The sequence below is a fragment of the Shigella sp. SIG6 genome, from assembly GCF_053555815.1.
Window position 1 is genome coordinate 1 of sequence record NZ_JBQZXC010000041.1, and the last position, 22658, is coordinate 22658.

At 50.5% G+C, this 22658-nt stretch carries 19 protein-coding genes and 5 pseudogenes; 14 read left to right on the forward strand and 10 right to left on the reverse strand.

Going from position 1 to position 22658, the window contains the following annotated elements:
• Window positions 1-392: 392 nt before the first annotated feature.
• The 6 genes and pseudogenes from ACUU1M_RS09260 to clcB form a co-directional block, all read left to right on the forward strand.
• Window positions 393-1170: pseudogene (locus tag ACUU1M_RS09260) on the forward strand (molybdopterin-dependent oxidoreductase); the annotation flags it as partial.
• Between the two features lie 87 nt (window positions 1171-1257).
• Window positions 1258-3654 (forward strand): selenate/tellurate reductase subunit YnfF, encoded by a 2397-nt coding sequence (gene ynfF / locus ACUU1M_RS09265; protein WP_320653612.1) that lies wholly within the window; start codon window positions 1258-1260, stop codon window positions 3652-3654.
• 10 nt (window positions 3655-3664) lie between these two features.
• The gene (gene ynfG / locus ACUU1M_RS09270; protein ID WP_000213021.1) at window positions 3665-4282 is read left to right on the forward strand and encodes a DMSO reductase like molybdoenzyme iron-sulfur subunit YnfG; all 618 of its coding nucleotides are present in this window, start codon (window positions 3665-3667) and stop codon (window positions 4280-4282) included.
• A 1-nt stretch (window position 4283) separates the two neighbouring features.
• A pseudogene (gene ynfH, locus ACUU1M_RS09275) lies at window positions 4284-5138 on the forward strand (selenate reductase membrane anchor subunit YnfH).
• Between the two features lie 38 nt (window positions 5139-5176).
• Window positions 5177-5755, forward strand: a pseudogene (dmsD, locus tag ACUU1M_RS09280) (Tat proofreading chaperone DmsD); the annotation flags it as partial.
• Between the two features lie 158 nt (window positions 5756-5913).
• Window positions 5914-7206 carry a voltage-gated ClC-type chloride channel ClcB gene (gene clcB, locus ACUU1M_RS09285; RefSeq protein ID WP_094185433.1) on the forward strand — a complete coding sequence of 431 codons (1293 nt, stop codon included), beginning with the start codon at window positions 5914-5916 and terminating at the stop codon, window positions 7204-7206.
• Here the strand turns inward: clcB and bioD are convergent.
• The 3 genes and pseudogenes from bioD to ACUU1M_RS09300 form a co-directional block, all read right to left on the reverse strand.
• Entirely contained in the window at window positions 7159-7854 is a 696-nt protein-coding gene (gene bioD, locus ACUU1M_RS09290) for a dethiobiotin synthase (RefSeq protein WP_000919225.1), read from the reverse strand. The two genes, clcB and bioD, sit on opposite strands and share 48 nt — an antisense overlap.
• A 124-nt stretch (window positions 7855-7978) precedes the next feature.
• The gene (gene mlc / locus ACUU1M_RS09295; protein ID WP_000225287.1) at window positions 7979-9199 is read right to left on the reverse strand and encodes a sugar metabolism global transcriptional regulator Mlc; all 1221 of its coding nucleotides are present in this window, start codon (window positions 9197-9199) and stop codon (window positions 7979-7981) included.
• A 134-nt stretch (window positions 9200-9333) separates the two neighbouring features.
• Window positions 9334-10227, reverse strand: a pseudogene (locus ACUU1M_RS09300) (LysR family transcriptional regulator).
• Between the two features lie 106 nt (window positions 10228-10333).
• Here ACUU1M_RS09300 and ACUU1M_RS09305 point away from each other — a divergent pair.
• Window positions 10334-11587 (forward strand): MFS transporter, encoded by a 1254-nt coding sequence (locus ACUU1M_RS09305; protein ID WP_000091816.1) that lies wholly within the window; start codon window positions 10334-10336, stop codon window positions 11585-11587.
• A 48-nt stretch (window positions 11588-11635) separates the two neighbouring features.
• On the opposite strand, the gene ACUU1M_RS09310 is transcribed toward ACUU1M_RS09305, so the two are convergent.
• Window positions 11636-11755 (reverse strand): KPN_01571 family protein, encoded by a 120-nt coding sequence (locus ACUU1M_RS09310; RefSeq protein ID WP_001299090.1) that lies wholly within the window; start codon window positions 11753-11755, stop codon window positions 11636-11638.
• Between the two features lie 255 nt (window positions 11756-12010).
• Here ACUU1M_RS09310 and asr point away from each other — a divergent pair, with 255 nt between their 5' ends.
• The 3 genes from asr to ACUU1M_RS09325 all read left to right on the forward strand — a co-directional run bounded on the left by asr (window position 12011) and on the right by ACUU1M_RS09325 (window position 13416).
• On the forward strand, window positions 12011-12319 hold the full coding sequence (asr, locus tag ACUU1M_RS09315; protein WP_011110587.1) for an acid resistance repetitive basic protein Asr: 309 nt from the start codon (window positions 12011-12013) through the stop codon (window positions 12317-12319).
• Between the two features lie 92 nt (window positions 12320-12411).
• Window positions 12412-12495 carry a small membrane protein YdgU gene (locus ACUU1M_RS09320; protein ID WP_000233090.1) on the forward strand — a complete coding sequence of 28 codons (84 nt, stop codon included), beginning with the start codon at window positions 12412-12414 and terminating at the stop codon, window positions 12493-12495.
• Window positions 12496-12594: 99 nt separating this feature from the next.
• Entirely contained in the window at window positions 12595-13416 is an 822-nt protein-coding gene (locus tag ACUU1M_RS09325) for a trypsin-like serine peptidase (protein WP_001260864.1), read from the forward strand.
• Window positions 13417-13454: 38 nt separating this feature from the next.
• Here the strand turns inward: ACUU1M_RS09325 and mdtI are convergent, their stop codons facing one another.
• From mdtI to ACUU1M_RS09340, 3 genes are all read right to left on the reverse strand, one after another.
• Window positions 13455-13784 carry a multidrug/spermidine efflux SMR transporter subunit MdtI gene (mdtI, locus tag ACUU1M_RS09330; protein ID WP_000046661.1) on the reverse strand — a complete coding sequence of 110 codons (330 nt, stop codon included), beginning with the start codon at window positions 13782-13784 and terminating at the stop codon, window positions 13455-13457.
• Window positions 13771-14136: a multidrug/spermidine efflux SMR transporter subunit MdtJ gene (gene mdtJ / locus ACUU1M_RS09335; RefSeq protein WP_000276149.1), complete on the reverse strand. Its 366-nt coding sequence runs from the start codon at window positions 14134-14136 to the stop codon at window positions 13771-13773. The genes mdtI and mdtJ overlap by 14 nt, the downstream gene beginning before the upstream one ends.
• Window positions 14137-14242: 106 nt before the next feature.
• Window positions 14243-14413: a protein YdgV gene (locus ACUU1M_RS09340; RefSeq protein ID WP_001303517.1), complete on the reverse strand. Its 171-nt coding sequence runs from the start codon at window positions 14411-14413 to the stop codon at window positions 14243-14245.
• 133 nt (window positions 14414-14546) lie between these two features.
• On the opposite strand from ACUU1M_RS09340, the gene tqsA reads away from it, so the two are divergent.
• A complete protein-coding gene (gene tqsA, locus ACUU1M_RS09345) occupies window positions 14547-15581 on the forward strand; it encodes an AI-2 transporter TqsA (RefSeq protein WP_001118224.1) in 1035 nt (344 codons plus the stop codon).
• Between the two features lie 24 nt (window positions 15582-15605).
• On the opposite strand, the gene pntB is transcribed toward tqsA, so the two are convergent.
• Window positions 15606-16994 (reverse strand): Re/Si-specific NAD(P)(+) transhydrogenase subunit beta, encoded by a 1389-nt coding sequence (gene pntB, locus ACUU1M_RS09350; protein WP_000014036.1) that lies wholly within the window; start codon window positions 16992-16994, stop codon window positions 15606-15608.
• 10 nt (window positions 16995-17004) lie between these two features.
• Complete coding sequence (pntA, locus tag ACUU1M_RS09355) at window positions 17005-18537, reverse strand: Re/Si-specific NAD(P)(+) transhydrogenase subunit alpha (protein WP_005075037.1); 1533 nt, start codon at window positions 18535-18537, stop codon at window positions 17005-17007.
• A gap of 523 nt (window positions 18538-19060) precedes the next feature.
• Between pntA and ydgH the strand changes: the two genes are divergently transcribed.
• The 3 genes from ydgH to folM all read left to right on the forward strand — a co-directional run bounded on the left by ydgH (window position 19061) and on the right by folM (window position 22332).
• A complete protein-coding gene (ydgH, locus tag ACUU1M_RS09360; protein WP_000769323.1) occupies window positions 19061-20005 on the forward strand; it encodes a DUF1471 family protein YdgH in 945 nt (314 codons plus the stop codon).
• A gap of 185 nt (window positions 20006-20190) precedes the next feature.
• On the forward strand, window positions 20191-21573 hold the full coding sequence (locus ACUU1M_RS09365) for an amino acid permease (RefSeq protein WP_000412379.1): 1383 nt from the start codon (window positions 20191-20193) through the stop codon (window positions 21571-21573).
• Window positions 21574-21609: 36 nt separating this feature from the next.
• Window positions 21610-22332, forward strand: coding sequence for a dihydromonapterin reductase (gene folM / locus ACUU1M_RS09370; protein ID WP_000520806.1), 723 nt, complete (start codon window positions 21610-21612; stop codon window positions 22330-22332).
• Here the strand turns inward: folM and ACUU1M_RS09375 are convergent.
• Window positions 22329-22580: pseudogene (locus tag ACUU1M_RS09375) on the reverse strand (GlpM family protein); the annotation flags it as partial. The gene folM and the pseudogene ACUU1M_RS09375 overlap by 4 nt on opposite strands.
• Window positions 22581-22658: the final 78 nt, after the last annotated feature.

Here is a 22658-nt window from a genome sequence, read left to right on the forward strand (position 1 = left end):
GACCGTATGTGCGCTGTAAGCTCCTGTAGTGTGACTTCAGGATTGTCCAGTAGGAATGCCTTAGCTGTGGCTGCGAGCTCTCTCTGACGCATTGTAGCGGTCCTCCGGTCTGTGCTGCGGGTTGAGACTGATAGAAACGGGCTGGTAGCTCCTTTAAGTCTGAAGCGGACAGTGTAACGCCCGTTGGTTCTCCGGACTAGCTGTGGCGTAGCAAGGTCCTTGATTTGTGTCAGTCTTGTGTCAGGACTTGAGGTGTAGACTTGCTGATACAGATAGGGAGACCCAGAGAAAGAACTGGATGGATATGCAGTATCGTCATGGTTAATGTCAGTCATATCAGGACCTTAAGTAGCGTTGAGTCAACTACTTCAAGTCCGTCCATCCGTCTGACAGTGGAGTCCATCTGGAACTACGCGGGAAATACCCTCGTTAATCAGCATTCTGACATCAACAAAACGCATGAAATTCTGCAGGACGAATCGAAATGCGAAATGATTGTGGTCATCGAAAACTTTATGACCTCATCGGCAAAATATGCCGACATTCTGCTGGCAGACCTGATGACCGTTGAGCAGGAAGATATTATTCCTAACGACTACGCCGGTAACATGGGATATCTCATTTTCCTCCAGCCAGTCACCAGCGAAAAATTCGAACGTAAACCGATTTACTGGATCCTGAGTGAAGTCGCGAAACGTCTTGGACCTGACGTCTATCAAAAGTTCACAGAAGGTCGCACGCAGGAACAATGGTTACAACATCTGTACGCCAAAATGCTTGCCAAAGATCCGGCGTTACCGTCTTACGACGAACTAAAAAAAATGGGTATCTATAAGCGTAAAGATCCCAATGGCCATTTTGTCGCCTACAAAGCATTTCGTGACGACCCCGAGGCAAATCCACTTAAAACGCCTTCCGGTAAGATTGAAATTTATTCCAGCAAGCTGGCGGAAATTGCCCGTACCTGGGAACTGGAAAAAGATGAAGTGATAACCACGCATTCTCCCTGGAGTTAGCGCTATGGGCCAGGGAGCCTGGCACGAGCCCAATATGTCTGGCGATAAAATCGACCATGGCGGATGTGTGAATACGCTAACCACTCTGCGCCCTTCACCACTGGCGAAGGGAAACCCGCAGCACACTAATCTGGTCGAGATCGAAAAAATATAACCCACTACAACCATAAATTCTGGCATGACATTTTGTTTGAAAAGCAATAAGTGAGTAATGATGAAAATCCATACCACAGAGGCGCTCATGAAGGCTGAAATCAGCCGTAGAAGTCTGATGAAAACCTCCGCACTTGGCAGTCTCGCGCTGGCAAGCAGTGCTTTCACTCTGCCATTTTCCCAAATGGTCCGGGCGGCAGAGGCTCCGGTAGAAGAGAAAACGGTCTGGAGTTCCTGCACCGTTAACTGCGGGAGCCGCTGTCTGCTACGTTTGCATGTGAAAGATGACACCGTGTACTGGGTGGAGTCTGATACGACAGGTGACGACGTTTACGGTAATCATCAGGTTCGGGCATGTTTACGCGGGCGCTCTATCCGCCGACGGATGAATCATCCTGACAGGTTGAAATATCCCATGAAGCGCGTCGGCGAGCGCGGTGAAGGTAAATTTGAACGGATAAGTTGGGACGAAGCCCTGGATACCATCAGTGATAATCTTCGGCGGATCCTGAAAGATTACGGCAATGAGGCTGTACATGTCCTGTACGGAACAGGCGTAGATGGCGGAAATATCACCAACTCGAACGTCCCGTACCGTCTGATGAACTCTTGCGGGGGTTTTCTCAGTCGCTATGGCAGCTACAGTACCGCACAGATCAGTGCCGCAATGAGTTATATGTTCGGTGCCAATGATGGCAACAGCCCGGATGATATCGCCAATACGAAACTGGTCGTTATGTTCGGAAATAACCCGGCAGAAACGCGGATGAGCGGCGGTGGTGTCACTTACTACGTCGAGCAAGCCCGCGAACGTTCAAACGCACGCATGATCGTCATCGATCCACGCTATAACGACACAGCTGCCGGGCGTGAAGATGAATGGCTGCCCATTCGCCCTGGCACCGATGGCGCACTGGCCTGTGCGATTGCCTGGGTACTGATTACTGAAAACATGGTCGATCAGCCATTTCTCGACAAATATTGTGTTGGTTACGATGAAAAAACGCTGCCCGCCAACGCACCACGTAACGCGCATTATAAAGCCTATATTCTGGGCGAAGGGCCTGACGGCATAGCTAAAACGCCGGAATGGGCAGCAAAAATCACCAGCATCCCGGCAGAAAAAATTATCCTGTTGGCACGAGAGATCGGTTCAGCAAAACCTGCTTATATTTGTCAGGGTTGGGGGCCACAACGACACTCCAACGGCGAACAAACGTCCCGCGCTATTGCCATGCTTTCCGTTCTTACCGGTAACGTCGGCATAAACGGCGGCAACTCAGGTGTACGCGAAGGTAGCTGGGATCTGGGGGTAGAATGGTTCCCGATGCTCGAGAATCCTGTTAAAACGCAGATTTCCGTTTTTACATGGACAGATGCCATCGACCATGGTACGAAAATGACCGCGACCCGTGATGGTGTTCGTGGAAAAGAAAAACTGGATGTCCCCATCAAGTTTTTATGGTGCTACGCCAGTAACACATTGATCAATCAACATGGCGACATCAATCACACCCATGAGGTGCTTCAGGATGACAGCAAGTGCGAGATGATTGTTGGCATTGACCACTTCATGACGGCCTCGGCTAAGTATTGCGATATCCTGTTGCCTGACCTGATGCCAACAGAGCAAGAAGACCTTATCTCTCATGAATCTGCAGGGAATATGGGCTATGTGATCCTCGCCCAACCCGCAACCTCAGCAAAATTTGAACGCAAACCCATCTACTGGATGCTGAGTGAAGTCGCCAAACGCTTAGGACCAGACGTTTATCAAACCTTTACTGAAGGTCGCAGTCAGCATGAATGGATCAAATATCTCCATGCGAAAACGAAGGAACGTACCCCTGAGATGCCCGACTACGAGGAGATGAAAACGACCGGGATCTTTAAGAAAAAATGCCCGGAAGAACACTACGTCGCTTTCCGCGCATTCCGTGAAGATCCACAGGCAAACCCGTTGAAAACACCTTCGGGGAAAATCGAAATTTATTCTGAACGACTGGCGAAGATTGCAGATACCTGGGAATTGAAAAAAGATGAAATTATTCATCCCATTCCTGCGTATACCTCAGGTTTTGATGGCTGGGACGATCCCCTGCGGAAAACCTATCCACTGCAGTTAACGGGCTTCCACTACAAAGCGCGTACCCACTCCAGCTACGGCAATATTGATGTGTTACAGCAGGCCTGCCCACAAGAGGTGTGGATCAACCCCATTGATGCTCAGGCACGCGGTATCCGTCATGGCGATACCGTGCGGGTATTTAACAATAATGGAGAAATGCTGATTGCCGCAAAAGTGACTCTGCGTATTCTGCCTGGCGTTACCGCCATCGGGCAAGGTGCGTGGCTTAAAGCGGATATGTTTGGTGACCGGGTCGATCACGGCGGCAGTATCAATATTCTGACCTCTCACCGCCCTTCACCGCTGGCAAAGGGAAACCCGTCGCACAGCAATCTTGTCCAGATCGAAAAGGTTTAAGGAGTAGCCCATGACCACACAATATGGATTTTTTATCGATTCCAGCCGCTGTACTGGCTGTAAAACCTGCGAACTGGCGTGCAAAGATTTTAAAGATCTTGGCCCGGAAGTCAGTTTCCGCCGTATTTATGAATATGCTGGCGGCGACTGGCAGGAAGATAATGGCATCTGGCACCAGAACGTGTTCGCTTATTATCTCTCCATCTCCTGTAACCATTGCGATGACCCCGCATGTACAAAAGTCTGCCCCAGCGGCGCAATGCATAAGCGTGAAGATGGCTTTGTGGTGGTTGATGAAGATGTTTGTATCGGCTGCCGCTACTGCCACATGGCTTGTCCGTACGGCGCACCACAGTACAATGCTGAAAAAGGGCACATGACGAAGTGCGATGGTTGTTATTCGCGCGTCGCCGAGGGGAAACAACCCATATGCGTCAAATCCTGCCCGCTGCGTGCACTTGAGTTCGGTCCAATTGAAGAGCTGCGCCAGAAGCACGGCACTCTGGCTGCCGTCGCGCCACTGCCGCGCGCGCATTTCACAAAACCCAATATCGTTATCAAACCTAACGCCAACAGCCGCCCGACCGGCGATACCACTGGTTATCTGGCTAATCCGGAGGAAGTGTAAAATGGGAAATGGATGGCATGAATGGCCACTGGTTATCTTTACCGTATTGGGTCAATGCGTAGTAGGCGCGCTGATTGTTAGCGGAATTGGCTGGTTCGCCGCCAAAAATGACGCAGACCGTCAGCACATTGTTCGTGGCATGTTTTTCCTCTGGCTGTTGATGGGCATCGGGTTTATTGCCTCTGTCATGCACCTGGGATCGCCACTGCGAGCGTTTAACTCGCTGAATCGAATCGGAGCTTCTGGTCTGAGTAACGAGATTGCTGCCGGTTCCATATTTTTTGCCGTTGGCGGACTATGGTGGCTGGTGGCGGTCATCGGTAAAATGCCGCAAGCGTTGGGGAAACTCTGGTTACTTGTCAGCATGGCGCTCGGCGTCATTTTCGTCTGGATGATGACCTGCGTGTATCAAATCGACACCGTGCCAACCTAGCATAACGGTTACACTACGCTGGCTTTCTTCCTGACGGTATTGTTGAGCGGTCTAATACTTGCTGCCGCAATTCTGCGGGCAGCCCGCGTTACATTTAATACCACACCATTTGCCATCATTAGCGTTCTGGCGCTGATCGCTTGTGCCGAGGTGATTGTGCTGCAAGGTTTGTCTCTGGCGTCTATTCACTCATCCGTGCAACAAGCCAGCGCACTGGTACCAGATTACGCCTCCTTACAGGTCTGGCGTGTGGTATTGTTATGCGCAGGTCTTGGATGCTGGCTTTGTCCGCTCATTCGTCGCCGTGAACCTCACGTTGCCGGACTTGTTCTGGGGCTAATCCTCATACTTGTTGGTGAGATGATCGGGCGTGTGCTCTTTTATGGCCTGCACATGACAGTAGGAATGGCTATTGCAGGTTAACAAATTGGTGCGGGGCAACCCGCACATTTCAGGATGTTAGGAATGACCCATTTTCTGTCGCGGCGCGCGTGTTGGGCGCGCTGTTTTATTACGCTCCAGAGAGTGCGGAAGCCGCACCTCTGGTTGCGGTACTCACCAGTGACGGCTGGGAAACTCAGTGGCCTCTACCAGAAGCGTCATTAGCGCCGCTGGTGACGGCTTTTCAGACACAGTGTGAAGAGACTCACGCCCAGGCCTGGCAGCGTTTGTTTGTCGGCCCGTGGGGGTCGGTCTGGCTGGATCGCGAATCTGTGCTGTTTGGCGATTCAACATTGGCACTTCGTCAGTGGATGCGCGAGAAAGGCATTCAGTTTGAAATGAAGCAAAACGAACCGGAAGATCATTTTGGTTCACTGCTGTTGATGGCTGCGTGGTTGGCGGAGAATGGTCGCCAGACAGAATGCGAAGAATTGCTGGCATGGCACCTTTTTCCGTGGTCAACACGTTTTCTTGATGTTTTTATCGAAAAAGCAGAACACCCTTTCTACCGTGCACTGGGTGAACTGGCTCGCTTAACGCTGGCGCAATGGCAATCACAACTGTTGATTCCTGTCGCGGTTAAACCACTCTTTCGATAGGATCACCGTAATATTGCCGGATGGTGACGATTACGCGCGATTCGGCAATAATACGTTACAATGTCACGTTTTTTTATCTCTTAAAGCACGCACTGCTTTTGCGGTTGGCCTCTTTTGCCGCAAAATAGTCGCCCGTGTTTCATTGCCCATTTCTGCTCATGCATCATCTACACATCTATCCGGATCTGAGCACTATGTTCCGCCGTCTGCTTATCGCAACAGTCGTCGGTATTCTCGCGGTCTTTGCCGTTGCCGGGTTTCGTCATGCGATGCTGCTACTGGAGTGGTTGTTCCTCAATAATGACTCCGGCAGTCTGGTCAATGCAGCGACAAACCTTTCCCCCTGGCGACGGCTGCTAACTCCGGCGCTCGGCGGACTGGCGGCGGGTTTGTTGCTGATGGGCTGGCAGAAATTTACCCAACAACGCCCTCATGCGCCGACCGATTACATGGAAGCGTTGCAAACCGATGGACAGTTCGATTACGCAGCAAGCCTGGTTAAATCGCTTGCCTCGCTGCTGGTAGTAACCAGCGGCAGTGCAATTGGTCGCGAAGGTGCGATGATTCTTTTAGCTGCCCTTGCCGCCTCCTGTTTTGCCCAACGTTTTACGCCACGCCAGGAATGGAAATTATGGATCGCCTGTGGGGCCGCGGCGGGAATGGCTGCGGCCTATCGTGCCCCGCTTGCTGGCAGTTTATTTATAGCCGAAGTGCTGTTTGGCACTATGATGTTGGCCTCTCTCGGCCCGGTGATTATTTCCGCCGTCGTGGCATTGCTGGTTAGCAATCTGATTAATCATAGCGACGCGTTACTCTACAACGTACAACTCTCAGTGACGGTTCAGGCTCGTGACTATGCGCTGATTATCAGTACAGGTGTGCTGGCAGGTCTGTGCGGACCACTGTTGTTAACGTTAATGAACGCCTGTCATCGTGGATTTGTGAGTCTCAAACTTGCGCCGCCCTGGCAACTGGCACTAGGCGGGTTGATCGTGGGTCTGCTTTCCCTGTTCACACCTGCAGTGTGGGGCAACGGCTATAGCACCGTACAATCCTTTTTAACCGCCCCACCACTGTTAATGATCATTGCCGGGATCTTCCTTTGTAAACTGTGTGCCGTGCTGGCGAGTAGCGGTTCCGGCGCACCCGGTGGTGTCTTTACACCGACGCTATTTATCGGTCTTGCCATTGGCATGTTGTATGGTCGTAGCCTGGGATTATGGTTCCCTGATGGCGAAGAAATTACGCTTTTACTCGGATTGACCGGGATGGCGACACTGTTGGCGGCAACCACGCACGCGCCGATTATGTCGACGTTGATGATATGTGAAATGACCGGGGAGTATCAGCTACTCCCCGGTTTATTGATTGCCTGCGTAATTGCGTCGGTAATTTCGCGGACGTTACACCGTGACTCTATCTACCGCCAGCACACTGCGCAGTATAGCTAAGCGGATGTATTGCCCCAGTTCACGCTGTTCGGCGCGCGGCAGATAAGGCAGTTCACCAATGAGCGGTGCCGGAAGTTTTTTACCCAGCACATCAATGATTTCCGCATAATGCGCCAGTCCTGGGTTGATTCGGTTAGCCACCCAGCCAATGAGCGGCAGCCCGTCGTTGGCGATCGCCTGAGCTGTTAGCAGTGCATGGTTAATGCAACCTTCCTGAATACCGACAACCATCAACACCGGCAGTTGTTCCTGCACTACCCATTCAGAGAGTGGACGCAAATCATTCATCAGACTGCGCCAGCCGCCAGTCCCTTCTACCACGACATGATCGACTTTATCGGTCAGGTTTGCCAGGCCGTTTGAAATGAGGGTGTAATTGATTGGGCAACTGTGCGCCACGCTACTTTCTTCTTCGCTTAACGCGATAGGATTAACTGCTTCATAAGGCAGTTCGATGGTTGAAACACTCTGCAACACCAAGGCATCTTTATTACGCAGCCCTTCGGGTGTCTCTTTGCTCCCCTTCGCTACGGGTTTATATCCCGCAACCGTTTTTCCCTGGGAGGCTAACGCTTGTAGCAATGCGCGGGAAACCACCGTTTTCCCTACAGAAGTGTCTGTACCGGTAATAAAGAAACGCTTCAGCATCACTAACTCCACCGTTATGCTTCACAAATATAAACTAGGAAAATAATTAACCTTGAAAGTCTAAGTTATGCTTTCCTGGCCCAAATTGAGATAGCGCAAATTTTGGTAGAACAGTTAAAAAATGTTAACCCTGCAACAGACGAATCAACAAAGAACCGTTATACATCGCGTCTTTTACCAGTGCAGCGCCTGCCATCGTGCCCTGGTTAGAAAACTGAGTACTCTCAACGCTAATGTGCTGACTATACGCAGGAAGGGCCTGCTGACGGATGCTGTCTGAGATGACCGGGAAGAGGATATCTGCCGCTTTACTTAACGGTGAGCCAATCAGTATTTTTTGTGGGTTAAATAAATTCACCATGATGGCAAGAATGCGCCCTACATGCGCGCCCACCCCGATAATGATGTCTTTTGCCAGTAGATCGCCGCGCAATGCCGCCTGACACAATGAGTCCACGGTTAACGGTTGCCCATGTAACATCGAGCTCATGGATTGATTGAGACGCAGCTGTGCCAGCTCAAGAATACTGTCCACACTGGCGATGGTTTCGAGGCAGCCGTGGTTCCCGCAATAACAGCGTTTACCATATGGGTCGACCTGTGTGTGGCCTATTTCCACGAGACTACTGCTGCCTGCGTGTAGCAGATGACCATCGGTAATGACGCCCACCCCCACGTTGTGATCGATAACCACCTGAATCACATCGCGCGCCCCGCGTGAGGCACCAAACAAGGCCTCTGCCATCGTCCATGCGCTGATATCATGCTGAATATAAACCGGTACGCCGGTATGCTGCTCCAGCGCCTCGCCGAGCGGCATCTCTTTTACATCCTCGTAGAACGGCATGCGATGTACAATACCATTTTCCGTATCAATAATTCCCGGCAGGGTTATGGCAATCGAAGTTAGACGCTCAAGTTTTTTCTGGTGGCGGATAAAAAACTGATCGATATGGGAAATGATACGATCCAGCAATGGCAAGTCATCTTTTAACGCCAGTTCCTGCGACTCTTCCACCACCAGTTTGCTGCTCAGATCGCGCAGAGCAAGGAAAATCTCCCCGCGACTAATGCGCAGAGAAAGATAGTGCCAGGCTTCAGTTTCAACCACCAGCCCCACCGCCGGACGGCCACGGTTCCCCGCTTCTTTGATTTCCAGCTCTCGCACCAGGTGTGCTTCGAGCATCTCACGGACAATTTTAGTGATACTGGCAGGAGCCAGCTGCGCCAGACGGGAAAGATCGATACGCGAGACTGGACCAAGCTGATCAATCAGGCGATAAACCGCGCCCGCGTTGGTCTGCTTTATTTGATCAATGTGCCCAGGCTGGTTTTCAGCAACCACCGCATACTCCCTATATTTTCGCGCTCCGAAATAATCTGTAGGCTATGGTGAAGCACTTCAATACGTGTCGTCAAATTTTTACTTAGGCATGTGATTAACAGCACATTTTTCGGGCTTTTTCGCTGAAATTTCCCTCACCTGAGAGCATTCAGCAGATGAATACGAAAGTTACGCGCAGCTGGACTTTGTTCATGATGTTTCGGCCAGACCAACCACATTTCAGAAACCGCATCCTCTTCAGCAATCGGCACCTAGCGCATTTCGTTGAGCTGAACACGTTTAAATGACGCAGGCAAAATTGAAACACCCAGACCGGCGGAAACCAGACCGATGATGGTCATTGCGTCGCCCACCTCCTGAGTGATGACGGGCGTCAAATGGTAACGTCGCATCAGTCCGAGAATATCGTCATACAGCCCAGTCCCGACGTGCGGATCAAAAAAGACAAAGGGTTCTTTCGCCAGTTCAGCCAGTGTTACACTCGGATTATTTGCCAGGGGATGATCGTGCGGGATCATCGCCATAAGCGGTTCATGGACGATGACTGCGTGTTCAAGCGTCTCCGGTAACGCTGTGTTACGCAGCAATCCCATATCCAGCGTTCCTTCAATGAGCGGAGCGATTTGCTCGCGAGTGTTCATTTCGCGGGTTTGTAAATGGACATCAGGATAATCACGGCGAAACAGCGATAACGTATCGGACACCGCCCGAATAAAAGGAGCGGACGAAGTAAAACCAATACGCAACTCCCCCGCTTCACCCTGATGCAGTCTTTCAGCGCGAGCGGCAGCGTCATCCACCATAGACAGGATTTGCCGACTATCTGCAAGAAACTGTTTTCCTGCTGCCGTCAGCAATACACTGCGATTAGTTCGTGCCAGCAGTCGGGCACCGATTTGTTGCTCCAGTGCCTGAATCTGCTGACTTAGCGGCGGTTGCGAAATATTCAGGCGGGCAGCCGCGCGCCCAAAATGCAGCTCTTCCGCAACAGCAACAAAGTAACGCAGATGACGAAGTTCAATATTCATATTTAAAACATCTTATTTGAGATTATTAATATATTAGACAGAACAATTCGATTTTCCTACCCTATGTATAAGCCTGATCCACAGGCATATTTAGCAAGGATTTCAAGTGAGCCGTACTACAACTGTTGATGGCGCTCCGGCAAGCGACACTGACAAGCAAAGCATTTCTCAGCCAAATCAATTTATTAAACTCGGTACGCCGCAATTTATGCGCGTCACCCTGGCGCTGTTCTCTGCCGGACTGGCAACCTTTGCACTTCTCTATTGTGTGCAGCCTATCCTTCCGGTGCTTTCGCAGGAGTTTGGCTTAACGCCCGCGAACAGTAGTATTTCACTGTCCATTTCCACGGCGATGTTGGCTATCGGTTTGCTATTTACTGGCCCGCTATCCGATGCCATTGGTCGCAAACCAGTGATGGTCACGGCGCTACTGTTGGCCTCCATTTGTACGTTACTTTCGACAATGATGACCAGCTGGCACGGCATTTTGATTATGCGCGCCTTGATTGGGCTTTCGTTAAGTGGCGTGGCAGCTGTTGGCATGACTTATCTTAGCGAGGAAATCCACCCCAGTTTCGTGGCCTTTTCGATGGGGTTGTATATCAGCGGCAACTCAATTGGCGGCATGAGCGGACGCTTAATTAGTGGTGTCTTCACGGACTTTTTCAACTGGCGAATTGCTCTGGCGGCAATCGGTTGTTTCGCGCTGGCCTCGGCGTTGATGTTCTGGAAAATCCTCCCTGAATCACGCCATTTTTGCCCGACTTCGCTGCGCCCTAAGACGTTATTTATCAACTTTCGTCTGCACTGGCGTGACCGGGGATTACCGTTATTGTTCGCAGAAGGCTTTTTGCTGATGGGGTCGTTCGTCACGCTGTTTAATTACATCGGCTATCGGTTGATGCTTTCCCCCTGGCATGTCAGTCAGGCCGTGGTTGGCTTATTATCGCTGGCTTATTTGACCGGTACATGGAGCTCACCCAAAGCCGGAACCATGACCACCCGCTATGGGCGCGGTCCGGTGATGTTGTTTTCGACGGGAGTTATGCTGTTTGGTTTACTGATGACCTTATTTAGCTCGCTGTGGCTGATCTTTGCCGGAATGTTACTCTTCTCAGCCGGATTCTTCGCAGCCCACTCAGTAGCCAGCAGCTGGATCGGCCCCCGCGCAAAACGCGCTAAAGGCCAGGCCTCCTCGCTGTATCTGTTCAGTTACTATCTGGGGGCGAGTATTGCCGGGACGCTGGGTGGTGTTTTCTGGCATAACTATGGCTGGAACGGCGTCGGCGCATTTATTGCTCTGATGCTGGTCATTGCTCTGCTGGTCGGGACGCGTTTGCATCGTCGTCTGCACGCCTGAAAAATAAGTCCGGACTGCGGTAAATACCCGTCCGGACTTATTGCCTGCTCAAACCAACGTTAATAGCCATCCTAAAATAGACGAAGCGCCAGCCAATTCCCGCAGCGCATCTAGCGTCATCAGGATTATAAGTACCCAAATAAACGGATTCATTTTGCTGTGTGTCATTTATTACTGATGCGCAGTTATTCTACCGCTTTGTAAGTAGTATAATAGTTAACCCGATCAAGACTACTATTATTGGTAGCTAAATTTTCCTTAAGTCACAATACGTTATTATCAACGCTGTAATTTATTCAGCGTTTGTACATATCGTTACACGCTGAAACCAACCACTCACGGAAGTCTGCCATTCCCAGGGATATAGTTATTTCAACGGCCCCGCAGTGGGGTTAAATGAAAAAACAAATTGAGGGTATGACAATGAAAAAAGTATTAGCTCTGGTTGTTGCCGCTGCTATGGGTCTGTCTTCTGCCGCCTTTGCTGCAGAGACTGCGACCACACCTGCTCCGACTGCGACGACCACCAAAGCAGCGCCAGCGAAAACTACACATCATAAAAAACAGCATAAAGCAGCACCTGCCCAGAAAGCGCAGGCGGCTAAAAAGCATCATAAAAATACGAAAGCTGAACAGAAAGCCCCTGAACAAAAAGCGCAGGCAGCGAAGAAACACGCCGGGAAACACGGCCATCAGCAACCGGCAAAACCTGCTGCACAACCCGCAGCGTAAGTTTTCAACAGTAATGCTGGCGCGCCCCCTCGCGCCTGAAAATTACGGTGCTAAGCGGGTAATGTTTAGCACCGCCTTTAGCGGAGGGTAGTATGGTGGGCCGTTATCGCTTTGAGTTCATTCTTATCATCCTTATTTTATGCGCACTGATTGCCGCCCGTTTTTATCTTTCCTGACTGTAGTTATCTGATTTTACTCCCACTTTCATCCCGTCCCGTCTATAGTATTTATGAGGGTTTGCTTTTAATAATCATAATTACCCACCAGAGTGTGATATGCGTACAACCATTGCTGTAGTGTTGGGTGCAATTAGTTTGACGTCTGCTTTTGTGTTTGCAGATAAACCAGACGTTGCCAAATCGGAAAACGATGAGGTCAGCACCCTGTTTTTTGGTCATGATGATCGTGTGCCAGTGAATGACACGACCCAATCACCGTGGGATGCGGTTGGGCAACTGGAAACGGCCAGCGGCAATTTATGTACGGCGACGCTGATTGCACCCAATCTGGCATTAACGGCAGGACACTGTTTATTGACGCCGCCTAAGGGTAAAGCGGATAAGGCGGTAGCGCTGCGTTTTGTGTCAAATAAAGGTCTTTGGCGCTATGAGATCCACGACATAGAAGGCCGCGTTGATCCGACACTGGGAAAGCGGTTAAAAGCAGATGGGGATGGTTGGATTGTTCCTCCCGCAGCTGCACCGTGGGACTTCGGATTGATTGTGCTACGTAATCCCCCTTCTGGCATTACACCGTTGCCGTTATTTGAGGGAGATAAAGCCGCGCTTACTGCCGCATTAAAATCGGCTGGTCGTAAAGTGACTCAGGCGGGATACCCTGAAGATCATCTCGATACGTTATACAGTCATCAAAACTGTGAAGTGACTGGCTGGGCGCAAACGTCGGTGATGTCACATCAGTGCGATACCTTGCCGGGTGACAGCGGTTCGCCTCTGATGTTGCATACCGATGACGGCTGGCAATTAATTGGGGTGCAAAGTTCGGCTCCTGCCGCGAAAGATCGCTGGCGCGCCGATAACCGGGCCATTTCTGTTACCGGTTTTCGCGACAAGCTGGATCAACTGTCGCAAAAATAATGTTCAAACGCTGCCCGACAGCGCGGGCAGCGTCTTCATCAGGCAAGTTTCACCATGATCATTCCAGCCAACAGCAAGACCAGGCCAATCCAGCCTTTACGATTTAACCGTTGACCAAACAAGATCCAACCTGCGGCTAACGTGGCGGCAATACCAAACCCGCCCCACAATGCATAAGCGACAGACAAGTCGATCCCTTTAACGGCCTGAGAAAGCGCACTAAAGGCCGCCAGCACCGCCGCCAGGGAGAGCAAGCCAAATATTTTGCGACGAAAGCCGTCAGAAAATTTCAAAAAGACGTTAGCAACGATTTCCAGCACGATTGCCAATGCCAGCCAGGCGGCGTGAACCCATTCAAACTGCGCCATGGTTCACCTCCAGTTCAGGTTTACGCGCTTTACGGGTACCTGATTTGATCAACACTATCCCGGCGACCAGGGTGGTTAACCCGGCAATTTTCATCAGCGATAAACTTTCGTCGAATAACAAAACGCTAAACAAGGTAATAAATAAAATACCGATACCTTCCCACAGCGCATAAGCTACGCCTAAGGCGATTTTTTTAACGGCGAAAGAGAGAAATATATACGACAGAGAAATCATCACCAGCATTAAAATAAAGCCGCCATTTCCCTCACTGACGCTCGCCCATTTCATTGACAGCGTACCGGTAATTTCTGTAGCAATAGCCAGACCTAATAAAATCCAATAAATATACATTGTCCTTCTCCTGCAAGAGAACTATTTTAATTTTCGCTTAATTCAGCGAAACCAAAGTAAAGTGGTCAAGCCCTGCGCATAGGGCAAGCTTAGGCAGAAGAAAGGACTAAAGCGCGTTGCGCCAGTGCTGCTCACCTACGAGCAAGATAGTGGATGAGGTACGAAGATGGGTAAATGTAGAAAATAACGTCCTGAACAAATTGTCCATAATATTACAATTATCCGCAGTGTTGCTTCTCGTCATCGCAGATGATAATTGTCCTCGGTAGTTGAACACGCCTGATTTGTATCATAGCTTAAGAATTAACTCAAAATATTTTCACTTCTTTACCTGAGCGGTTTGATTTTCGTTATGATGACGGAGCGAAAAAGACATTATTATTAGCAAAGGAAGAAAAACGGGGACAAGCATGGCAAAGCCGATCATCACGCTCAATGGCCTAAAAATCGTCATTATGTTGGGAATGCTGGTCATTATTCTCTGCGGTATCCGTTTTGCCGCCGAGATCATCGTGCCGTTTATTCTCGCATTATTTATTGCTGTTATTCTTAACCCGCTGGTGCAACATATGGTCCGCTGGCGTGTGCCGCGTGTACTGGCAGTGTCGATTTTGATGACAATCATCGTGATGGCGATGGTGTTGCTATTAGCTTATCTGGGTTCCGCGCTCAACGAGTTGACGCGGACGTTACCGCAATATCGCAACTCTATTATGACGCCGCTGCAAGCTCTTGAGCCGTTGTTGCAACGCGTAGGGATTGACGTCTCAGTTGACCAACTGGCGCATTACATTGATCCGAACGCGGCGATGACGTTGCTCACCAACTTATTGACGCAGTTATCTAATGCCATGTTATCAATATTTTTATTGCTGCTGACGGTGCTGTTTATGCTGCTCGAAGTGCCACAATTGCCCGGAAAATTTCAGCAAATGATGGCGCGTCCGGTTGAAGGGATGGCGGCGATTCAACGTGCGATTGACAGTGTTTCTCATTATCTGGTGCTGAAAACAGCCATCAGCATCATCACCGGCCTGGTCGCCTGGGCGATGCTCGCCGCACTCGATGTTCGCTTCGCTTTTGTCTGGGGATTGCTGGCCTTTGCGCTTAATTACATCCCTAATATTGGTTCAGTTCTCGCGGCAATCCCCCCTATCGCTCAGGTACTGGTGTTTAATGGCTTCTACGAAGCGTTGCTGGTGCTGGCGGGATATCTGCTGATTAATCTGGTCTTCGGCAATATTCTGGAGCCGCGCATCATGGGACGTGGGCTGGGGCTTTCGACATTGGTGGTATTTTTGTCGTTGATTTTTTGGGGATGGTTGTTAGGACCGGTGGGTATGCTGCTTTCCGTGCCGTTGACAATTATTGTCAAAATTGCGCTTGAACAAACAGCGGGAGGTCAAAGCATCGCCGTTCTGTTAAGCGATCTCAATAAAGAGTGACGGCCTCCGCAGAGGCCGTCAGGGTTACAGAGCTTTCAGGATTGCATCCACGCTGGCTTTGGCGTCACCAAACAGCATGTGGGTGTTTTCCTTGAAGAACAGCGGGTTTTGCACACCAGCATAGCCAGTGTTCATCGAACGTTTAAAGACAATCACGTTCTGCGCTTTCCACACTTCCAGCACAGGCATACCAGCAATCGGACTCTTCGGATCATCCTGCGCCGCCGGGTTAACCGTATCGTTAGCACCAATCACCAGTACGGTATCGGTATCAGCAAAGTCATCGTTGATCTCGTCCATTTCCAGCACGATGTCATACGGTACTTTTGCTTCAGCCAGCAATACGTTCATATGTCCAGGCAAACGCCCCGCAACCGGGTGGATACCGAAACGCACATTAATACCACGAGCGCGGAGTTTCTCGGTAATTTCAGCGACAGGATATTGCGCCTGCGCGACTGCCATGCCGTACCCCGGAGTAATGATCACTGAATGGGAGTTTTTCAGCAGTTCCGCTGTCTCTTCTGCGGTGATTTCGCGGTGCTCACCCACTTCCTGATCATCGCCAGTAGAAGAGCCGTCGGTGCCGAAACCACCCGCAATAACGCTGATAAAGGAACGGTTCATCGCCTTACACATAATGTAAGAAAGGATAGCCCCCGAAGAACCGACCAGCGCACCGGTCACAATCAGCAGGTCGTTGCTGAGCATAAAGCCCGCAGCCGCAGCCGCCCAGCCGGAGTACGAGTTCAGCATCGACACCACCACCGGCATATCTGCACCACCGATGGAGGCGACTAAATGCCAGCCGAATACCAGCGCAATGGCGGTCATTATCAGCAATGCCAGCACTTGCAGGCCGACGCTGTCCGTGCGAACAAATACAATCAGCAGCAAGAAGGAAACGACCAGAGCCGCCAGGTTCATTTTGTGACGGTTTGGCAGCATCAACGGTTTAGACGAAATCTTGCCACACAGTTTGCCGAACGCCACCACCGAGCCCGTGAACGTTACCGCCCCGATGAAGATACCGAGGAACACTTCCGTCAGGTGAATATTGACCAGAATCGGTGCCATTCCCGCGTCATGATGCAGATAACTGTTAAAGCCAACCAGCACTGCCGCCAGACCCACGAAGCTGTGCAGGATCGCCACCAGTTCTGGCATTTCGGTCATTTCAACTTTCTTCGCCAGCCGGATACCAATTGCCCCACCAATGACCATCGCCAGCAAGATCCAGCCAACATTACCCGTATCCGGTCCAAAAATGGTTGCGATTAACGCAATCGCCATCCCGGCGATACCGAAGTTGTTACCCTGGCGAGACGTTTCATGTTTCGAAAGACCGGCCAGACTGAAGATAAACAGGATCGCGGCAACAATGTATGCAGCTGTAACTAATCCTCCAGACATATGTTACCCCTTAATTTTTGCGGAACATTTTCAGCATGCGCTGAGTCACGGTGAAGCCACCGAAAATATTAATGCTGGCTATAAGCACCGCGATAAAACTAAGGAAGCTAACCCAGCCTCCCTGGCCAATCTGCAACAGTGCTCCGACAACAATAATCCCTGAAATCGCGTTGGTAACCGACATCAACGGTGTATGCAGCGCGTGCGATACATTCCACACCACGTAATAACCGACAACGCAGGCCAGCGCGAAAACGGTGAAGTGCCCAAGAAACTCTTTCGGCGCAACGCTTGACAGCCAACCGAACAGGATGATTGCCAGCGCCATCAACGCGTATTTACGCCACGGTGAGCAGGCACATTTTTCCTCAGTTTTCACTTCCGGTGCCGCTTTTTGTGCCGCCTGCGGCTGAGCTGATACCTGAATCGGCGGTGCCGGCCAGGTAATTTCGCCCGCACGGATCACGGTCACGCCGCGAATCACCACATCATCAAAATCAACAGTGATATTGCCGTCTTTCTCTTTGCACAACAGTTTCAGCAGATTAACGAGGTTAGTACCGTAAAGCTGTGAGGATTGCGTCGGCAGACGGCCCGGAAGATCGGTATAACCAATCACTTTGACACCATTTTCCGTACTGAAGATTTCACCCGGCACGGTGTATTCACAGTTGCCACCGTTTTGGGCTGCCAGGTCGACAATCACACTGCCCGCCTTCATGGAGTCAACCATTTCACGGGTAATTAGCTTCGGCGCTGGTTTGCCTGGAATAAGCGCGGTGGTGACAATGATATCGACCTCTTTTGCCTGGACGGCAAAGAGTTCCATTTCCGCTTTGATGAACGCGTCCGACATCACTTTGGCATAGCCATCGCCGCTGCCCGCTTCCTCTTTAAAATCCAGCTCGAGGAATTCCGCGCCCATACTTTGAACTTGTTCTTTCACTTCCGGGCGGGTGTCGAATGCACGCACAATCGCGCCGAGACTGTTTGCTGCACCAATGGCGGCCAAACCTGCAACACCGGCACCAATCACCATCACTTTTGCCGGTGGCACTTTCCCGGCCGCAGTGATTTGCCCGGTAAAGAAGCGCCCAAATTCATGTGCCGCTTCAACAATGGCGCGATAACCGGCGATATTCGCCATCGAGCTTAGTGCGTCCAGCGATTGTGCGCGTGAGATACGCGGCACAGAGTCCATCGCCATCACGGTCACGTTACGTTCCGCAAGTTTTTGCATTAATTCCGGATTCTGCGCAGGCCAGATAAAACTCACCAGCGTTGTCCCGGGATTCAGTAACGCAATTTCATCATCTAACGGCGCATTGACCTTCAGAATGATCTCTGACTGCCAGACGCTATTCCCTTCTACAATTTCAGCGCCCGCTTGCACAAACGCTTTATCGTCAAAACTTGCCAGTTGACCCGCGCCGCTCTCTACCGCGACGGTAAAACCCAGTTTCAGCAGCTGTTCCACTGTTTTTGGCGTTGCTGCAACACGGGTTTCATTGGTTAACCGTTCTCTTGGTATGCCAATTCGCATGATATTCCCTTCCATCGGTTTTATTGATGATGGTTTGCCTGTGTCAGGAGCCACACAAGCCGCTCATGTACGAGCTAAATGTTACTCCGTTAAAATAAATTAGTAACAAACGCCCTATAACGTACTGAAAATTATGCCTGTGATCTAGCGCTAAAAATCAGTATTTCGGCGTGAACTCGCAAAATATTAACGATTCAGCCGTGATAGTGGGATAAACACCTTAGAACGCCGGATAAAGACTGATAATTGTCTTCGACGGTCGGGTAAAACGAGACATCGCCCCGGCACGAATCACTACTTAACATTAAATTAACTTATACAATTCAGTTGCTTCAGTAGTAATGATGCTGATACGGCTGTTTTTTAAGCATAGACGGTCATTTGAGCAGGATTAAAATTGGTTTAAGGAATGTGATATGAAAAATGACGCAGACAGTTACACCGTTTAAATGCAATAATCAGCCACGTTTCTCGTTAATAACAATACCAGTACCTGGTTTGCGCAAGGCGAAGGATTATTTTTATGAAGCTTAAGAACACCCTCCTGGCGTCGGCACTGCTTTCTGCTACGGCATTCTCCGTTAACGCAGCAACAGAACTGACACCGGAGCAAGCGGCAGCGGTTAAACCTTTTGACCGTGTAGTGGTTACCGGTCGTTTTAATGCTATTGGCGAAGCGGTGAAAGCCGTTTCTCGTCGCGCAGATAAAGAAGGTGCCGCCTCTTTTTATGTTGTCGACACTTCTGATTTTGGTAACAGCGGTAACTGGCGTGTGGTCGCTGACCTCTATAAAGCCGATGCTGAAAAAGCAGAAGAAACAAGTAATCGCGTAATTAACGGTGTTGTCGAACTGCCGAAAGATCAGGCTGTTCTGATTGAACCGTTTGACACGGTCACCGTCCAGGGCTTCTATCGTAGCCAGCCAGAAGTCAATGATGCCATCACCAAAGCGGCAAAAGCGAAAGGTGCCTACTCTTTCTACATCGTTCGTCAAATCGATGCCAACCAGGGCGGCAACCAGCGTATTACTGCATTCATCTATAAAAAAGATGCTAAGAAACGTATCGTCCAGAGCCCGGATGTGATCCCGGCAGATTCCGAAGCAGGACGTGCAGCTCTGGCTGCCGGTGGCGAAGCCGCGAAGAAAGTTGAGATCCCGGGTGTTGCGACTACCGCATCACCAAGTTCTGAAGTCGGTCGCTTCTTTGAAACCCAGTCATCAAAAGGCGGGCGTTACACCGTCACGCTCCCGGATGGCACTAAAGTCGAAGAACTGAACAAAGCGACAGCAGCGATGATGGTCCCGTTCGACAGCATCAAATTCTCTGGCAACTACGGCAACATGACCGAAGTCTCCTATCAGGTTGCGAAACGTGCCGCGAAGAAAGGTGCTAAGTATTACCACATCACCCGCCAGTGGCAGAAACGTGGTAATAACCTGACCGTCAGCGCAGATCTGTATAAATAACTATTCAGTTACTCCTATAAGGCGGCTTGATGCCGCCTTTCGCATTTTTAGTCACAAATTTCCCCGCGACCATTGCATGCAGACACATCTCTTCGTAAAATCCCGCGCTTCAGTGGCAAACTCCATTTTTATGCGTTTTGCCCTAATATTTATTCTTCTTATCACGTTTTAATCACTGGATATCGATGGAAAAGAAACTGGGACTGAGCGCACTCACCGCGCTGGTATTAAGCTCAATGCTGGGCGCGGGTGTTTTCAGTCTGCCGCAAAATATGGCGGCAGTTGCCAGCCCGGCAGCACTGCTCATCGGCTGGGGTATTACTGGCGCTGGCATTTTATTGCTGGCCTTTGCCATGCTGATCCTCACGCGCATTCGTCCCGAACTTGATGGCGGTATCTTTACCTATGCCCGCGAAGGGTTTGGCGAGCTAATCGGCTTTTGTTCCGCATGGGGATACTGGCTGTGCGCGGTCATCGCCAACGTCTCCTATCTGGTGATCGTTTTTTCCGCGTTAAGCTTTTTTACGGACACGCCGGAATTGCGCCTGTTTGGCGATGGTAATACCTGGCAATCGATAGTCGGTGCATCGGCTTTATTGTGGATTGTTCACTTTTTGATCCTGCGCGGGGTGCAAACCGCTGCCAGCATTAACCTGGTGGCGACACTGGCAAAATTGTTGCCGCTGGGTCTGTTTGTTGTGCTGGCGATGATGATGTTCAAACTGGATACCTTCAAGCTCGACTTCACCGGACTTGCACTTGGCGTACCTGTTTGGGAACAGGTGAAAAACACCATGCTGATCACCCTGTGGGTTTTCATTGGTGTGGAAGGTGCCGTGGTTGTTTCTGCGCGTGCGCGTAATAAACGTGATGTTGGCAAAGCGACACTGCTGGCGGTTCTCTCCGCTCTGGGCGTTTACTTGCTGGTAACGCTGCTTTCGCTGGGTGTGGTGGCACGTCCTGAACTGGCTGAAATTCGTAACCCGTCAATGGCCGGTCTGATGGTGGAAATGATGGGACCATGGGGCGAAATCATCATCGCTGCCGGTTTGATCGTTTCCGTTTGCGGCGCGTACTTAAGCTGGACCATCATGGCGGCAGAAGTTCCGTTCCTGGCTGCCACTCATAAAGCATTCCCACGCATTTTTGCGCGCCAGAACGCACAAGCTGCGCCATCCGCCTCACTGTGGTTGACCAACATCTGCGTGCAAATTTGTCTGGTACTCATCTGGCTGACCGGTTCCGATTACAACACGTTGCTGACCATCGCCTCAGAAATGATTCTGGTGCCCTATTTCCTGGTCGGCGCGTTCTTGCTGAAAATCGCAACCCGTCCACTGCATAAAGCGGTAGGTGTCGGTGCCTGCATTTATGGCTTATGGTTATTGTACGCCTCTGGTCCAATGCACTTGCTGTTATCCGTTGTTCTGTATGCACCGGGGCTGCTGGTTTTCCTGTATGCGCGCAAAACGCATACACATGATAATGTACTGAACCGTCAGGAAATGGTGCTGATTGGCATGCTGTTAATTGCCTCAGTTCCGGCGACCTGGATGCTGGTGGGATAACGTTCATCCCATCGTTGGATAGCAAAGGAGATAACGATGGGTAAAACCCAGCCCTTGCCAATATTAATTACTGGCGGAGGTCGTCGCATCGGCCTCGCCCTCGCATGGCATTTCATTAATCAAAAGCAACCGGTGATTGTCAGCTATCGGACACACTATCCAGCCATTGATGGACTGATTAATGCAGGTGCGCAGTGTATTCAGGCTGATTTTTCGACCAACGACGGTGTGATGGCGTTTGCCGATGAAGTACTAAAAACCACCCATGGTCTGCGTGCTATTTTGCATAACGCCAGTGCGTGGATTGCGGAAAAACCGGGTGCGCCACTGGCCGACGTACTGGCTTGCATGATGCAGATCCACGTTAATACCCCATACCTGCTCAACCATGCGCTGGAAAGATTACTGCGTGGGCACGGACACGCCGCCAGCGATATCATTCACTTTACCGATTATGTGGTGGAGCGCGGTAGCGACAAACATGTTGCGTATGCTGCAAGCAAAGCGGCACTGGATAATATGACCCGCTCGTTTGCCCGCAAGCTGGCACCGGAAGTGAAAGTGAATTCTATTGCGCCATCGCTGATCCTGTTTAATGAACATGATGATGCCGAATATCGACAACAGGCGCTGAATAAATCACTGATGAAAACCGCGCCTGGCGAGAAAGAAGTGATCGACCTGGTCGATTACTTACTTACCAGTTGCTTTGTCACCGGACGCAGTTTCCCACTTGATGGCGGTCGTCATCTGCGTTAATGCAGCTTTATCCAGCATATAATCAACACCCATGCGCTTATCCCCCAACACGCAACAGAACCAACAAAAGCGGCGGGCAAGCGCATCATTCCGGTGAAATACCACAGCGACACCAGGTAAACAAAATAGGGAATAATCGACCACATACTAAAAATGATGGTTGCGCGTAAGGCTTCAATGCCGCGTTCGCTAGCAACAATATAATGCGCGATAAGCGCAAAGGTCGGGAAAAGTGGAATCAGCGCGGCTTTGATTACCAGCCCCATCTTTTTACCTTAACACTTCCATAACAAGTCATCAGTAGAATACCTGATGAAAACTTGTTT